This is a genomic window from Undibacterium sp. GW821-FHT11B02, assembly GCF_058808955.1.
Window position 1 is genome coordinate 523,894 of record NZ_JBXASD010000002.1, and the last position, 16,627, is coordinate 540,520.

Annotated in this window: 13 protein-coding genes; 4 read left to right on the plus strand and 9 right to left on the minus strand. The window is 49.5% G+C overall.

From position 1 onward, the window contains the following. Nucleotides 1–100: 100 nt before the first annotated feature. The 4 genes from glmM to AC1RVX_RS05540 all read right to left on the minus strand — a co-directional run bounded on the left by glmM (nt 101) and on the right by AC1RVX_RS05540 (nt 5,084). Nucleotides 101–1,447 (minus strand): phosphoglucosamine mutase, encoded by a 1,347-nt coding sequence (glmM, locus tag AC1RVX_RS05525; RefSeq protein WP_493215567.1) that lies wholly within the window; start codon nt 1,445–1,447, stop codon nt 101–103. Nucleotides 1,448–1,462: 15 nt separating this feature from the next. Next, complete coding sequence (gene folP / locus AC1RVX_RS05530; protein ID WP_493215568.1) at nt 1,463–2,236, minus strand: dihydropteroate synthase; 774 nt, start codon at nt 2,234–2,236, stop codon at nt 1,463–1,465. Nucleotides 2,237–2,427: 191 nt separating this feature from the next. After that, nucleotides 2,428–4,317, minus strand: coding sequence for an ATP-dependent zinc metalloprotease FtsH (gene ftsH / locus AC1RVX_RS05535; protein WP_493215569.1), 1,890 nt, complete (start codon nt 4,315–4,317; stop codon nt 2,428–2,430). 122 nt (nt 4,318–4,439) lie between these two features. Next, on the minus strand, nt 4,440–5,084 hold the full coding sequence (locus AC1RVX_RS05540; RefSeq protein ID WP_493215570.1) for an RlmE family RNA methyltransferase: 645 nt from the start codon (nt 5,082–5,084) through the stop codon (nt 4,440–4,442). A gap of 32 nt (nt 5,085–5,116) precedes the next feature. On the opposite strand from AC1RVX_RS05540, the gene AC1RVX_RS05545 reads away from it, so the two are divergent. Next, nucleotides 5,117–5,593, plus strand: coding sequence for a YhbY family RNA-binding protein (locus AC1RVX_RS05545; protein ID WP_493215571.1), 477 nt, complete (start codon nt 5,117–5,119; stop codon nt 5,591–5,593). Nucleotides 5,594–5,767: 174 nt separating this feature from the next. Here AC1RVX_RS05545 and greA read toward each other — a convergent pair whose 3' ends face one another. The 4 genes from greA to AC1RVX_RS05565 form a co-directional block, all read right to left on the minus strand. Further along, the gene (greA, locus tag AC1RVX_RS05550) at nt 5,768–6,244 is read right to left on the minus strand and encodes a transcription elongation factor GreA (protein WP_186949377.1); all 477 of its coding nucleotides are present in this window, start codon (nt 6,242–6,244) and stop codon (nt 5,768–5,770) included. Between the two features lie 126 nt (nt 6,245–6,370). After that, nucleotides 6,371–9,589, minus strand: coding sequence for a carbamoyl-phosphate synthase large subunit (gene carB / locus AC1RVX_RS05555; protein WP_493215572.1), 3,219 nt, complete (start codon nt 9,587–9,589; stop codon nt 6,371–6,373). Nucleotides 9,590–9,593: 4 nt separating this feature from the next. Next, nucleotides 9,594–10,748, minus strand: a complete 1,155-nt coding sequence (gene carA, locus AC1RVX_RS05560) for a glutamine-hydrolyzing carbamoyl-phosphate synthase small subunit (protein WP_493215704.1) — start codon at nt 10,746–10,748, stop codon at nt 9,594–9,596. A 310-nt stretch (nt 10,749–11,058) separates the two neighbouring features. Beyond that, entirely contained in the window at nt 11,059–11,466 is a 408-nt protein-coding gene (locus AC1RVX_RS05565; RefSeq protein ID WP_493215573.1) for a GlcG/HbpS family heme-binding protein, read from the minus strand. A 253-nt stretch (nt 11,467–11,719) separates the two neighbouring features. Here AC1RVX_RS05565 and AC1RVX_RS05570 point away from each other — a divergent pair, with 253 nt between their 5' ends. Further along, nucleotides 11,720–12,217 carry a C40 family peptidase gene (locus tag AC1RVX_RS05570; protein WP_493215574.1) on the plus strand — a complete coding sequence of 166 codons (498 nt, stop codon included), beginning with the start codon at nt 11,720–11,722 and terminating at the stop codon, nt 12,215–12,217. A 134-nt stretch (nt 12,218–12,351) separates the two neighbouring features. Here AC1RVX_RS05570 and AC1RVX_RS05575 read toward each other — a convergent pair whose 3' ends face one another. After that, entirely contained in the window at nt 12,352–13,335 is a 984-nt protein-coding gene (locus AC1RVX_RS05575) for a patatin-like phospholipase family protein (RefSeq protein WP_493215575.1), read from the minus strand. A gap of 337 nt (nt 13,336–13,672) precedes the next feature. Here AC1RVX_RS05575 and AC1RVX_RS05580 point away from each other — a divergent pair, with 337 nt between their 5' ends. Then, complete coding sequence (locus AC1RVX_RS05580; protein ID WP_493215576.1) at nt 13,673–15,754, plus strand: bifunctional 2',3'-cyclic-nucleotide 2'-phosphodiesterase/3'-nucleotidase; 2,082 nt, start codon at nt 13,673–13,675, stop codon at nt 15,752–15,754. Between the two features lie 97 nt (nt 15,755–15,851). Further along, nucleotides 15,852–16,604: a tetratricopeptide repeat protein gene (locus tag AC1RVX_RS05585; protein WP_493215577.1), complete on the plus strand. Its 753-nt coding sequence runs from the start codon at nt 15,852–15,854 to the stop codon at nt 16,602–16,604. The last annotated feature ends 23 nt before the right edge of the window (nt 16,605–16,627 follow it).

Below are 16,627 nucleotides of genomic sequence, written 5' to 3' on the forward strand. Positions count from 1 at the left end.
GTCAAAAACTGAAGGCTGAATAGTACATGGTATCGCTGCCAGATTCAAGAATGAATACCTTCCATGGTCCGAATTTTTTACTGATTTTGTACTGAATTCCTCAGATCGCTGCCGAAATGCAATCGGCCAGGCGACGGGCGGTGCTTGCTGCCACATCACCGTCGGCTGCCTCCACCATGACACGCACCAGAGGTTCAGTACCAGATGCACGTATCAGCACACGGCCCGTATTGCCCAATTCAGCTTCCACTTTCTGTTTTTCAGCTACCAGTCTGTCATTTTTTTGCCAATCAAAACCGGCAGGCACCTTAATGTTCAGCAATGTCTGCGGGAACAGGGTCAACTGATCAAAGCATTGGTCCAGGCTTTGACCATTGCGTCGCAGAGCAGACAGCACTTGCAATGCCGAAACAATACCGTCACCGGTCGTATGCTTGTCCAGACACAAGAGATGACCAGAACCTTCGCCACCCAGCAGCCAGCCACGTTCCTGCATTTGTTCCAGCACGTAACGGTCACCGACTTTGGCACGTACAAATCCGACTCCCATTTTCTGGAAAGCGACTTCGACCGCCATATTGGTCATCAATGTTCCTACCACACCTTGCACGTTGCCTATCGCCATGCGGTCCAGTACCATGAGGTAGAGCAATTGATCGCCATTGTAGATCTTGCCATGGCGGTCCACCATCAACAGGCGATCAGCATCACCATCCAGTGCAATACCCAGGTCTGCATGGTTGGCGCGCACGGCCAGCGCCAGCGCATCTGGTGCCGTGGCACCAACACCATCATTGATATTCAAACCATTAGGTTGATTGCCGATGGCAATCACTTCAGCACCTAGTTCATGAAACACATGCGGGGCGATGTCATAAGCGGCACCATGGGCGCAATCGACGACGATTTTCAGGCCACGCAAATCCAGTTCATTCGGAAAGGTACTCTTGCAAAATTCGATATACCGGCCATTCGCATCATTCAGGCGACGTGCCTTGCCCAGGCGGTCTGAACTGACGCATTGCATGGGGCGTTCCAGCTCTTGTTCTATTGCCAGTTCCACTTCATCTGGAAGTTTGTTGCCTGTAGCGGAAAAAAACTTGATGCCGTTGTCGTCATACGGATTGTGCGAGGCGGAAATGACTACGCCAGCAGACAAACGCAAGGCACGCGTCAGGTAAGCCACAGCCGGTGTCGGTGCCGGACCAGACAACATGACATCCACCCCGGCGGCGGCAAAGCCCGCCTCCAATGACGCTTCCAGCAAATAGCCGGAAATGCGTGTGTCTTTACCTATCAGCACGGTGGGACGGGTATCACCGCTGGCGTCGGCCTGTGCCAGCACCTTGCCGGCAGCAAAACCGAGGCGCATGACGAAGTCTGGCGTAATCGGTGCCTGCCCTACTTTGCCGCGTATGCCATCTGTACCAAAATATTTTCTGCTCATTGTATTTTTTCTTTTTTAATTGGACAAAGCGTCCCAGACCTTGAACGCATCTACGGTTTCTGCCACGTCGTGCACGCGCACTATGCAGGCACCACGCTGCTTTGCTGCCAGGGCTGCGGCCAGACTACCAGCCAGCCTGTTGGGTGCTTCGCGCCCGGTCAAGGTACCAAGCATCGATTTGCGTGACACACCGACCAGCAAAGGCAGATTCATGGCTGTCTGCAAAGCCTGAATATGCCTGAACATGGATACATTATGGTCCAAAGTTTTACCAAAACCAAAACCGGGATCAAGACAGATACGTTCTCGCTCAACTTGCGCCTGTTCCAACGCTTCCACCCTGGCTTTCAGAAACTGCAAGACCTCCTGGTTGACGTCCTCATATTCAGGTCTCAATTGCATGTCGGTCGGTTGATTCTGCATATGCATGACGCATAATCCAGCATCACTTTCAGCCACGGCTGCTACTGCCTCTGCACTACGAAATCCTTGTATATCGTTGATCATGTCGGCACCCGCCAGCAAGGCTTCGCGCATGACTTCCGGTTTATAGGTGTCGATAGACAAGGGCTTGCCACAATCACGCAATGCATAGATGACGGGCATGACACGGCTCAGTTCTTCGTCCAGTGACAGCGGTACAGAACCGGGGCGGCTGGATTCTCCACCGATATCAAGGATATCAACACCGTCTTCTATCATCTGTTCGGCACGAATGATCGCGCTTTCCAGATTCATGTATTTACCACCGTCAGAAAATGAATCTGGCGTGATATTGAGAATGCCCATCACCAGAGTTCTGGATTGCGCACCCGCTAAGGGGAAGCGATAACGCCCGCATTGGAAATATTTCATTTTTTAAAAAAACTAAGGGTGAGGATTTACCCCACCCTTATGTAATCAATTGATCAATCGATTAATTTAGAACCTTGCATGACACCTTGCGACAACATCGGCCGACTTAAGCCAGCCGAACACCATCAGGCTGGTGCCGCTGCATTTGGTGAAATGCCACCAGACGAGTTATCGGACGATGAACGAACATTCGTCTGCCCCTGTTTCGGAGGGCGTGGATCAACACCGTTCATGATGTCATTAACCTGGTCTGCGTCGATGGTTTCCCATTCCAGCAAGGCCTTGGTCATGGCTTCGACCTTGTCGCGGTTTTCTTCCAGCATCTTGCGTGCAAGTGCATATTGCGTATCCAGGATATTACGGATTTCAGCATCCACTTTTTGCTGTGTCACTTCGGAAATCGTTTTGGATGGACCGCCAAAATAACCTTCGCTCTGACTATCTTCATACACCATGACACCCATGCTGTCAGACATACCGAAGCGTGTCACCATAGAACGCGCCAGCTTGGTAGCACGGGAAAAGTCATTCGATGCGCCAGTAGACATTTGACCAACAAAGATTTCTTCCGCAATACGGCCACCGAACAGAATAGAAATTTCTTCCAGCATCTTGTCTTTGTAACCACTGATCTGATCATGTTCCGGCAACTGCCAGGTCAAACCCAGAGCAAACCCGCGTGGCATGATGGTGACTTTATGTACAGGGTCAGCCTTGGGCAACAACTTGGCTACCACTGCATGACCGGATTCGTGATACGCGGTGTTCCTGCGTTCATCTTCACGCATGACCATTGATTTGCGTTCCGGACCCATGAAGATTTTGTCTTTGGCATCTTCAAAATCGATCATTTCGACCAGACGCTTATTACGTCTCGCGGCGAACAAAGCCGATTCATTGACCAGATTGGCCAGATCAGCACCAGAGAAACCAGGCGTACCACGTGCCAGAATATCTGCCTTGACGTCAGCAGAAATAGGCACTTTGCGCATGTGCACGTTCAGAATCTGTTCACGGCCACGGATATCCGGCAAGCCAACAGAGACCTGACGGTCAAAACGACCTGGGCGCAACAGCGCTTTATCCAGCACATCAGCACGGTTGGTTGCGGCGATGACGATAACGCCGGAATTGGCTTCAAAACCATCCATCTCAACCAGCATCTGGTTCAGTGTCTGTTCACGTTCATCATTACCACCGCCCATACCGGCACCGCGATGACGACCAACTGCATCAATCTCGTCGATAAAGATAATGCAAGGTGCGTGTTTTTTGGCGTTTTCAAACATGTCGCGAACACGGGAAGCACCCACGCCGACAAACATTTCAACGAAATCCGAACCCGAGATAGTGAAAAACGGCACTTTGGCTTCACCGGCAATCGCACGGGCCAGCAAGGTTTTACCGGTACCTGGAGGACCAACCATCAATACACCACGCGGGATACGGCCACCCAGTTTCTGGAACTTGGTCGGATCACGCAGGAAATCAACGATTTCGGACACTTCTTCTTTGGCTTCATCGCAACCGGCAACATCACCGAAAGTGACATTATTGTTGGTATCGTCCAGCATTCTTGCCTTGGACTTGCCAAAGGAAAAAGCGCCACCTTTACCGCCGCCCTGCATCTGGCGCATGAAGAAAATCCAGATACCGATCAACAACAGCATCGGGAACCAAGAAATGAAAATCTGTTGCAGGAAGGATTGCTCTTCCGGCGGTTTATTATCAAATTTAATACCATTATTAACCAGATCACCCACCAGACCACGATCAAAAATGGTCAGTTGTGACTTGATTTTTTTACCGTCATTGGTGGTTGCCACCACGGTACGGTTGGCATCATCAATCGTCGCTTCTTTAATGTGCTTGGATTTAACTTCGTCCAAGAACTCAGAATACGGTATCAAGGTCACACCGGCACCGATACTTTTTCCATCAAACTGCTTGAAAAGCGTGAAAAGCACCAGGGCAACTACAACCCATATAGCAGCTTTTGAAAACATATTATTCACGAGAACTCCTTGAACGCAGGGTGCGCCATTTGACACTGTAAACAGTCATTCTACCCGCAATGGATAGAGCTTGCTAGCCAACATATGTTGGCGGTATTGAGGATTATCAAGAGGTAAATTCATTAATCCAGGTTCTTCAGGCCCCTTCCGAGCAAAAATATCTCGGAAGACTTGTCTTTACTGGCTTTTGGTTTCTTGTTAACAACCGTTTTAAACTCATCTTTAAACAAGGTGACGATGTTGTTATAGCTGGGCCCATGGAAGCATTTCACCAGCAAAGCCCCACCCGGCTTCAGGTGAGCCTTGGCAAAAGTGACTGCCAATTCGATAATATATTCGACACGCGCTGCATCTACAGTCGAGTTACCAGACAGATTTGGGGCCATGTCTGACAATACCAAGTCCACTTTACGCCCGATCAGCTTCGATTCCAGCAAATTTAACACTTCGTCTTCACGAAAATCGCCTTGCATGAATTGCACATCAGCGATAGGTTCCATGGGAAGCAGATCCAGGGCAAAAATTTCACCAACGATGCCGCCCCCCTCTTTGCCAGCCAGTTTGTTGCGTGCATACTGTGACCAGCTGCCTGGCGTCGCGCCCAGATCGACGATAATCTGGCCTGGGCGTATCAATTTTTCTGATTCATCTATTTCTTTTAGCTTATAAACTGCGCGCGCACGGTAGCCCTCCTTCTGTGCAAGCTTCACATAAGGATCGTTAATATGGTCGTGAACCCAATTTTGATTGAATTTATTCTTTGCCATTCGCGTAAAATACTGCTTTTAAAGGAATTACTATGTTAAAACTTACGCCCGCCGAAAGAAGCGAACTCCGGTCTGAAGCACACGCACTGAAACCTATCGTTATCGTAGGTGAAGCTGGATTGACCCCTGCCGTCATCAAAGAAATCGATTCTGGCCTGAATTCTCATGGCTTGATCAAGGTACGCGTGTTTGGCGATGATCGTGAAGCACGCATTGGTATGTACGATACCATCTGCACCGAGCTGAAAGCTGCTCCAGTACAGCATATCGGAAAACTTTTGGTGATTTACCGTCCAAAACTGGAAGGTACTAAAGAAACCAAATTAGTCAAAAAAGGCCGAGGTCTGCGCGAAGTCACTATCGTCAAACCTAGCCCCAGCGGCACGAAAAAACCTACCGTATCAAAAGTCATGGTCAAGGGTAACGAACGCGTCACCCAGGGCGGCAATGTCAAACGTGCCAAACCACGTCAATCCAGTGCAAAAAAAGCATCTCTTGGAAACAGCTAAATTTCCGCTGGCTGTCATACACATCACAGCCATGTAGAGGTTTTCAACCCGGCCCTGTCTTCGTCAGGCCGGGTGATGTGCACAACGCCATCAGTAGCCTGCATCAAAAACAACGTCAAAAACCATATTAAAACAGCCGTGCCAGACTTTCCAGCACGACCACCTTGTACTGCATTATACGTACATTACATCCAGTACTTCATATTCACGTACACCAGCGGGTGCTTGCACGCCAACGACGTCACCAGCATATTTGCCGATCAGCGCGCGCGCTATCGGTGATGTGATGGATACTTTGCTCAATTTCAGATCGGCTTCATCTTCACCAACGATCTGGTAACTCACCTTTTGTGAGGTTTCCAGGTCTTCCAGGTGCACGGTAGAGCCAAACACAACACGACCCTCTGCATCCAAAGTGCTTGGATCAATAACCTGCGCAGAACCCAGTTTTCCTTCGAGTTCAGCAATACGGCCTTCAATAAAAGCCTGACGTTCTTTGGCAGCGTCGTATTCAGCATTTTCAGACAAATCGCCCTGGGCACGTGCTTCGGCAATCGCATTGATCACTTCCGGACGTTCTTTGGTTTTCAGATTATGCAATTCTTTCTTCAGCAATTCTGCGCCGAACTTGGTGATAGGTACTGTACTCATGGCATTCACACTCATAAAAGTAAAATACAGAGGCCACATCCGACACCAGCATTGCCGATGCCATTTGTGACCTCTGTATCGAAGTTCAAGTGTTCTGAGACTGCTCCCAAAACACTGTTATTTCTATCAGTTTAAGGTTTTATGCAGGCCTTGTAAATCATAAACATGCAATTCATTGAGGTGGCGCATGCCCTCAACCGCTGCTTCAGCACCGGCAATAGTGGTAAACGTTGTTGCACGGGCAATCAATGCAGAGGTACGAATGGCGCGCGAATCCGTAATGGCATTGCGCTTTTCTTCCACCGTATTGATCACCAGGGCAATTTCATTGTTTTTGATCATATCCACTACATGTGGGCGACCTTCAACAACCTTGTTCACGATCGATACCGGAATACCCTCTGCTGCAATCGCCGTTGCCGTACCTCGCGTAGCAACGATGGAAAAGCCCATTTCCACCAGATCCCTGGCAACTTTCACGCCACGTGGTTTATCGCTGTTCTTGATGCTCAGGAATACCTTGCCAGAAGTTGGCAATTTCACACCCGCACCCATTTGTGATTTCACAAAAGCTTCGCCAAAGGTCTTGCCCACTCCCATGACTTCGCCAGTCGATTTCATTTCAGGGCCAAGGATGGTATCAACGCCTGGGAACTTCACGAACGGGAATACTGCTTCCTTCACACTGAAGTAAGGTGGCACGACTTCGGCACCTATACCTTGTGAATCAAGCGATTGACCAACCATGCAACGGGCAGCAATTTTTGCCAGTTGCAAACCCGTCGCCTTGGATACATACGGCACGGTACGCGATGCACGTGGATTCACTTCCAGCACAAACACGACATCCTTGCCATCTTGCTGTTGAATCGCAAACTGCACATTCATCAGGCCGACGACATTCAAGCCCTTTGCCATCAAGGCAGTCTGGCGCTTGAGTTCAGCAATGGTTTCTTGCGACAGGGAATATGGGGGCAAGGAACATGCGGAATCACCAGAGTGCACGCCAGCCTGTTCGATATGCTCCATAACGCCACCGATAAAGGTGCGCTTGCCATCAGACAGGCAATCCACATCGACTTCAATCGCATCATTCAGGAAGCGATCCAGCAAAACTGGTGAATCATGCGAGACCTTGACGGCTTCACGCATATAACGCTCCAGATCACGCTGCTCATGCACGATTTCCATCGCACGACCACCCAAAACATAAGATGGACGCACCACCAGCGGATAACCGATTTCCTGCGCCAACGCCAGGGCATCGGTTTCAGTACGCGCAGTGCGGTTAGGCGGCTGACGCAAACCCAGCTCTTGCAGCATTTTCTGGAAGCGTTCACGGTCTTCTGCAGCATCAATCATGTCCGGCGAGGTACCAACGATAGGTACACCATTCGCTTCCAGATCGAGAGCCAGCTTCAAAGGTGTCTGACCACCATATTGCACAATCACGCCGACCGGTTTTTCTTTATCAACGATTTCAAGCACATCTTCCAGCGTCAGCGGTTCAAAATACAGACGGTCGGATGTGTCGTAGTCGGTAGAAACGGTTTCAGGATTACAGTTGACCATGATGGTTTCATAACCATCTTCGCGCATCGCAAATGCCGCATGTACACAGCAATAATCAAATTCAATACCCTGGCCGATACGGTTAGGGCCACCGCCCAATACCATGATTTTTTTCTTGTCAGTCGGGTTCGATTCGCACTCTTCTTCATAGGTCGAATACATGTAAGCAGTATTCGTGGCGAACTCACCGGCGCAGGTATCAACGCGCTTATACACAGGGCGCACGTTCAAAGCCTTACGCTTTTCACGAATTGCCGTGTCAGTCGTTTTCAACAGTTTTGCCAGACGACGATCAGAGAAACCTTTTTGCTTCAATTGCAGCATCAATGCTTTATCGACGCTGTCGAGTGACTGTTCATCCAGCCACAATTCGATATCCACGATGTCCTTGATCTGCACCAGGAACCATGGATCGATATGCGTCAGCTGATGCACTTCTTCCAGCGTAAAGCCTTGAGCAAAAGCATCACCGACATACCAGATACGGTCAGGACCAGGCTCACCGAGTTCTTTTTCCAGAGTCTCACGGTCCTGCGTTTTTTCATTCATGCCGTCAACGCCAACTTCCAAACCACGCAAGGCTTTCTGGAAAGATTCCTGGAAGGTACGGCCAATCGCCATCACTTCACCAACAGATTTCATCTGCGTCGTCAGGCGGTTATCTGCCTGCGGGAATTTTTCGAATGCGAAACGCGGGATCTTGGTAACAACGTAATCGATGGAAGGTTCGAAAGAAGCTGGCGTAGCACCGCCAGTAATTTCATTACGCAATTCATCCAGCGTGAAACCAACTGCCAGCTTGGCAGCGATCTTGGCGATAGGGAAACCAGTCGCTTTCGATGCCAAAGCAGATGAACGCGATACACGCGGATTCATCTCAATGACGATCATGCGGCCATCAGCAGGATTGATGGAAAACTGTACATTCGAACCACCGGTATCCACACCAATTTCACGCAGCACTGCCAGCGAGGCATTACGCATGATCTGGTATTCTTTATCGGTCAAGGTCTGTGCTGGTGCCACGGTGATGGAGTCACCGGTATGCACACCCATAGGATCCAGATTTTCGATGGAGCAGACGATGATGCAGTTGTCGGCCTTGTCGCGTACGACTTCCATCTCATATTCTTTCCAGCCTATCAGCGATTCTTCTATCAGCAATTCATTGGTTGGTGATGCTTCCAGACCGCGTTTGCAAATCGTCTCGAACTCTTCCGGGTTATAGGCAATGCCGCCGCCCGTACCGCCCATAGTGAACGATGGGCGGATGATGACGGGGAAGCCGACATCCTTTTGCACAACCCAGGCTTCATCCATGGAATGCGCAACGCCGGAACGTGCGGAACCCAGACCAATCTTGGTCATGGCGTTCTTGAATTTCAAACGGTCTTCAGCTTTGTCGATGGCTTCTGGTGATGCGCCAATCAATTCGCAATTGTATTTGGTCAACACACCATGGCGATGCAGATCAAGTGCACAGTTCAACGCAGTTTGCCCACCCATGGTCGGCAAAATGGCGTCCGGCTTTTCTTTGTCGATGATGCGCTCGACGACTTGCCAGGTAATAGGTTCGATGTATGTCACATCAGCCATTTCCGGGTCCGTCATGATGGTCGCAGGATTGCTGTTGACCAGAATCACGCGATATCCTTCTTCACGCAAAGCCTTGCAGGCCTGTGCACCAGAATAATCGAATTCGCAGGCCTGACCAATGATGATGGGGCCAGCGCCGATAATCAAAATACTTTTTATGTCGTTACGTTTTGGCATTCTATTATTCTCCTGTCTTTGCCTTGGCCATCATCGCGGTGAAGCGATCAAACAGGTAGGCAATATCATGCGGACCTGGTGAGGCTTCAGGGTGACCCTGGAAGCAGAAAGCTGGTTTATCAGTACGCGCAAAGCCTTGCAGCGAGCCATCAAACAAAGACACATGGGTGACACGGCAGTTGGCTGGCAAAGTTGCAGCATCAACTGCGAAACCGTGATTTTGGGATGTAATCAATACCTGCTTGGTATCCAGATCTTGCACCGGGTGATTGGCACCGTGGTGTCCAAATTTCATCTTCAGGGTTTTGGCACCGGATGCCAGCGCCATGATTTGATGGCCAAGGCAGATACCAAAGGTAGGAATACCTTTTTCTATCAATTCCTTGCTAGCGGCAATCGCGTAATCGCAAGGCTCAGGGTCACCAGGGCCATTCGACAAAAACACGCCATCAGGATTCAGCGCCAGCACATCAGCGGCTGTGGATTGCGCAGGCAATACCGTGACCTTGCAGCCACGTTCTGCCAGCATGCGCAGAATATTGCGTTTGACACCAAAATCAAAAGCGACAACGTGGAATTTTGGATTTTGCAATTGACCATAACCCTGGCCCAGCACCCATTCAGCTTCCGTCCAGTCGTAAGCCTGTTTCACAGACACGACCTTGGCCAGATCCATGCCAGACAGACCAGGGAAAGACTTGGCCAGTGCGATGGCTTTTTCAGCATCAGCACCCACCAGAATAGCACCGCCCTGCGCGCCTTTTTCACGCAAAATACGTGTCAGCTTACGGGTATCAATACCAGCAATAGCAACGATATTTTGTGATTTGAGATAATCAGAGAGTGATTGTTCAGAACGGAAATTCGATACCAGCAAAGGCAGATCTCTAATGATCAAACCCGCTGCATGGATTTTATCGGACTCTACGTCTTCGGCATTGACACCGGTGTTACCAATATGCGGATACGTCAGGGTAACGATTTGGGAACTATAACTGGGATCAGTCAAAATTTCCTGATAGCCTGTCATTGAAGTATTGAAGACAACTTCACCTATGGTCTGACCGGCAGCGCCAATCGAATATCCAGTGAAAATGCTTCCATCGGCAAGAGCAAGTATAGCGGTGTCCTGGCCGGAACGAAGAAGGGACTGCGGAATGGGCAGCAAGGGCAACTCCTGTATTGTTACCGCCGCTGCGACGCACCAAGCTGTCGTTTCCCTGGCCGAGCAAGAATTGCCGCGCAGCCTGGAAAGATGATGGAGCGATGTAAATTTGGGTAGGCGCTACGGCGAGATTTCGGATTAGTTAAACCCTCGAATTATAGCGCGAAACGGCGCATCAGGCAAATGGGAATGCCTGATGCGCCGCTAATTGTCTGCCACAGATAAGCCAAAGACTGGTCTGATTTACTTCACTACCGTCTGAACACAGCAAAAAAACTGTATAAAACGGAATATAAGTAATTTTTTACAGACCCAGCGCAGCGATACCCGCCTTGGCAATTTGTGCATCTTCTGCCGATTTCACACCAGAAACACCGACTGCACCAATGCAATGTCCGTCAGCAAAAATAGGGACGCCACCTTCTAGCATGCCATCCAGATTCGGTGCACGCATGAAAGAAAAACGTCCGTTATTGATAATATCTTCATAGATTTTTGATTCACGCTTGCCCAGGGCTGCTGTTGTCGCCTTGGCAGGTGCAATGTGTGAAGAAATAGGTGCGACACCATCCAGACGCTGCAACCACATCAGATGGCCGCCATCATCCACAATCGCAATGACCACTGCCCAGTTATTTGCTTTGGCTTCCGCTTCTGCTGCTGCCGCGATTTTTTTAACATCATCCAGTGTCAACATAGGTTTAGTTTGCATAATTACCTCTCAATTAAAGTCAGCGGATTGTACGCCAAGCAATTGCGCTTAGGTATACAAACAGTTTTAACCTTTTTCCAGATAACAAATCAACAAACAAATCAGCAGTAATTACATTTGGTAATAATTGCAAGTCAGAAATTTTCGCGAATGGTTTACATTTTTTAAGAGTTCGCTTAAAGTTGAACGGTTTTTCCAACCGGGTGCAAAGATGCTAATAAACGTTTCCAGAAAAGCAAGGAAAGCCAAATTAGTGCTTATTTCGACATTGCTGCTCACAGCAGCAGTCACCCCTGCCTGGAGCGCCGACAATCCCTTCCCCGAATCCTCTACCGCCTATTTAAAACTGCAAGAAATCAAACAACGTGCTTCTGACCTGACTGTTAAAGCGATGGACTTGATGGGCATACGTTATAAACGCGGTGGTAATACACCAGAAAATGGCCTGGATTGCAGTGGCTTTGTACGCTATGTATTCAAGGATGTACTGGGTGCCAATCTGCCCCGCACCTCGGCAGAAATAAGCCGTGTAGGTGAACAGATAGAACAAAAAGATTTACAGCCGGGCGATCTGGTTTTTTATAACACACTCAAGCGCGGCTTTTCACACGTTGGCATTTACTTGGGCGACAATAAGTTCATCCACTCCCCTTCAGCTGGTGGCCAGGTTCGCGTAGAGAGTATGGACATCGCTTACTGGAAAAAACGTTTCAGCGGTGCACGTCGCATCAACGAAAACGAAATCAAATAATCCCCCCGCAATTCTGAACAACAGCTGCCACGCAATATCAAGCGTGCAAACGGCAGCGACAGATCAGCAGCAAAATAATAAGGGCAGAGCAATTGCTCCGCCCCATCGTTGAAATCGCAAGATTTCGTCAGTAATCAACGTTCCTGCATCGCCTTAATTTTCTGCTTAATCTCTGGCATCATCGCCATGGCAGCTTTCTCGCCCGCCAGGATCGCCAGGTTTCTACCGGCAAAATCATTTCCCTTCATGCCAGGCAATTCTGGCCGGATGACGATTTCTGCCTGCTTCAACTCAAACTGATTAATGCTTTGCCCCATGATAGCTACGGTTTGCAATAACACGTCCAGCGTATTATTTGAAACCAGCGTTTCAGGCTGCGCAGAAATATTGACAGCAATCACGATATCAGCCCCCATTTCACGAGCAAAGCGCACTGGCACCGGTGATACCAGACCGCCATCCACATACAGGCGATCATTGATTCTCACTGGCTGAAAGACGCCAGGCACAGCCGACGACGCACGCACGGCAGCACCCGTGTTACCGCGCTGGAAAAGCACGGCATGTCCGGTCGCCAGATCAGTGGCCACGGCACCAAAAGGTTTCCGCAACTTTTCTATCGGTGCCTGTGCCACCAGGCGATTGACATAGGTCTGCAAGGCATCACCCTTCAAAACGCCACTGGATTTGGAAAACAGCGGCAATGACCAATCAGAAATCGTTGCTTCATCCATATCCAGCGCCATTTTTTGCAGGGCAAAGCCATTGTTACCAGCAGCATACATGGCACCAACCACACTACCAGCACTGGTACCGACGATCACGTCAGCAAAGATACCTTGCGATTCAAGCGCCTTGATTACGCCAATATGCGCAAAACCACGTGCGGCACCACCACCCAGCGCAAGACCGATACGTATAGGCTTGAGTGTCCTGGCAACAGGTATAGCCGGTACTACCACAGGATTCGGCTGTTGTGGAGCCGTGCTACAGGCACTGATACCTGCCAGAAGCAAGGCAGACAAAAGCAGTTGCCGCCAAACTGGCCTATCCGCAGATTTTGAAGACTTGGTGGCAGAAATAAGAGAGCCAGGCAAAGAAAGAAATGAAAGCGACATGAGTATTTGCTTAGTGAATGAAATTCCGAAAACACGGAATTAAAAATGCATAACAGGTGCGAGATTATATTTGCAAAAGGCTGATAGTCACATGCAAGTTCGACGACAATTTGGTAAGGAATTAATTCATTAATCTTCAATCAACATCACCAGTTCGTGATACCCAGTATTATGTTAATAGTATGTCATGCTATGGACATAATTTGTCATGATAATCGCGCACTTGTCGTGCATGGATTATCTGTCTCAACGGTCCAAATAAAACCGTCAGTTTCAACGACTCCCTTACTTGCTATTCAATGTGATGCTTAATGTGATGTTTATTCAGAAAGAATGTATGAAAAAATTTTCCTGGTTGCCGCCAGTTGCAGCAATTGCGCTGGCCGGTTGCAGCAGCAGTAATCCTGTCGCTGACCCCAATGCAATACCTGAAGGAACCATACTCAAGGTCGCCTTGCTGGAAACTACCGATATACACCAGAACGTACTCAGCTACGACTATTATGGTCTGAAGGCGGATACCAGCCTGGGTCTGGAAAGAACTGCCACACTGATTAATGGTGCGCGCGCCGAAAACCCCAATAACGTGCTGCTGGACGATGGCGATGTTATCCAGGGTACCTTGCTTGGTGACTACCAGGCATTGGCCGCACCGGTAACCTGTAGCGGCACCATGGCAGTATATAAGGTCATGAATGCGTTGAAATACGATGGTGCCGGCATGGGTAATCATGAATTCAATTATGGCTTGAATTTCCTCAGCCAAATTACCAATACTGATTTTGGTCTGCCTGATGTCAGCAAAACTGGCAATTGCGGTTCACCCAGCTTCCCGCTGGTGCTGTCTAACGTGGTCGGCGCTATCAATCAAAAGCCTATCTTCAATCCCTACTCTATCGTCGGCAAGCAATTCACTGCCACCAAACCAGATGGCAGCAGCGTGAGCGTCAAACTCAATGTCGGCATCATTGGTTTCGTGCCGCCACAAATCATGGATTGGGACCAGAAATACCTGGCAGGCAAGGTCATGGTCAATGGCTTGCAAGAGTCTGCTAATAAATACGTACCCGAAATGCGCAGCAAAGGCGCTGATCTGGTCGTCGCCCTTTCGCATGGCGGACTGGATGCATCACCATACAGCCCAAAAATGGAAAACGGCAGTCTGTATCTGGCATCCACCGGTATCGATGCACTGATGCTGGGCCACTCACATTTAATTTTCCCCAAAGGAAAAGAAGTCGGCGCGCCAGCCGTTGATGCTTCGCTCGCTGCATTGCCAACTGCACAGGTGGATACCGTCAAGGGCCTGGTCAACGGCGTACCAGCCGTCATGGCACAAAGCTGGGGCCGTCGTCTGGGTATCATACAAATGGTACTGAAATACCAAAGTGGCAAATGGGTAGTGCAAAAAGACCAGACCAATGTAGAAGCACGCGGCTTCAAATACAAAGATGGCACAACCAACATCGACGCTGATGCCTCAATCGCGCCACTGGTGGATACCGAACACAAAGCCACCATCAACTATGCCACCCAGCCGCTGGGCACGACTACCGATTTCGAAATGTCTGCCTACTTCTCGCTGGTCGGCGATGTAACCGCCATCCAGATCGTCAATCAGGCACAAATCGATTATGTAAAAAACTTCATTGCCAATTCGACCGATGCCACGATAGCCAGCTACAAGTCCATCCCGGTCATCTCATGCAGTGCGCCATTCAAGGCTGGCCGCAATGGCCCTACCGACTTTACGGATGTCGCCCCCAATGCCACACCGGCGGCACCATTTGGCCTGCAGGTGCGTAATCCGGGCGACCTTTACTTGTACGGTAACAACAACTTGCAGGCAGTCAAAATCAAGGGTCTGGATCTGAAAAACTGGCTGGAAACAGCTGCCAAGCAATTTGCCCAGATCGACCCGACAATGACAGCCGAGCAAGACCTGGTGCCATCGTATTCGACCATCTTCAACTACGATGTCTTCTATGCAGACAACAATGCACTGAAGTACCAGATCGATGTCACCCAGCCAGGCGGCAAACGCATCGTCAACCTGACCTATGCAGACAAGGCAATTGCAGATACTGATGATTTTATCGTGGCGACCAATGATTATCGTGCTGGTGGTGGTGGCAACTTCCCTGGTATTGATGGCAGCAAAACTATCATCAAGTCTCCCGATGCCAATCAGGCTGTCGTTAGCAATTTCCTGAAAAAGCAAGGCAAAGTCACCAGCACTGGCAATGGTCTGGGCCAAAGCTGGAGCTTTGTCAAAGTCGATACCAAAGGCCCTGTAATCTTGCGTTCTGCCCCGGGTAAACTGGCAGTTGCACAAAATCTGGGATTAAGCCGCGTCAAGGCAGAAGGCAGTTTGGATGCCAGCGGTTTTTCTAAATACACGATAGATTTGAGCAAATAAAATATATCGTTTATTTTATTTATTTTGCTTAGTTCCAAGTACCTCCCTCATGGGGGGTACTGTTTTTATGATGATCCATTCCTTTTTGCAATCTACCATGCACAAGCTGAGTAAAACCGGATATGTAGAATATGCACTGACGGTCGCTGCCCTGATTCTTTTGAATGCCTGTACCCCGGCAGCTACCATACCAGGTACAGCAGAAATTGAATCTGCCGGCATGAAGGCCCTTCATGCACAATCGCCCTCGGCACTGGAAGCGCTGAATAAATGGGCGCAAGCAGGCAGCCCGGTCGCCCAGCGTGAACTGGGGCTAGCTTTTTCCATCGTACCGGCACATTATGCCGACGCCCTGCTGTGGCTGGAAAAAGCGGCGCATGGTGGTGACGATCAAGCCCAGTTCCAACTGGCAGAAGCACACTACAAAGAACGCCTGGGATTGAAACAAAATTATGCGCAAGCATGGAAATGGTATGAAGCAGCGGCCAAAAACAAGAATGGCAAAGCCAGCTTCATGCTGGCACGCATGGCAAAATATGGGCAAGGCGTGACGCAAGATGTGGCAAGCTCAGTCCAGTGGCTAAAAATCGCCAGCCAGCAAGGCAATGCCCAGGCCATGTTTTTGCTGTCGAATGCCTATGCGGCAGGTGAAGGTGTAGAACAGGATACGCAACAGGCCAGAAAATGGCTGGAAGAATCCGCCGAACTTGACTATCCGGTCGCCATCCAGGCCTTAGCCATGGAACTGGAAACCGGCAGCCAGCAGGTAGAAAAAGATAGCCTGAAGGCCAGACATCTGATCAAGGAAGCATCCGATGAACGCCTGATGCGTTGGAATAAGTATCAGTAACACCCCTGCCCGCTGCCACAATG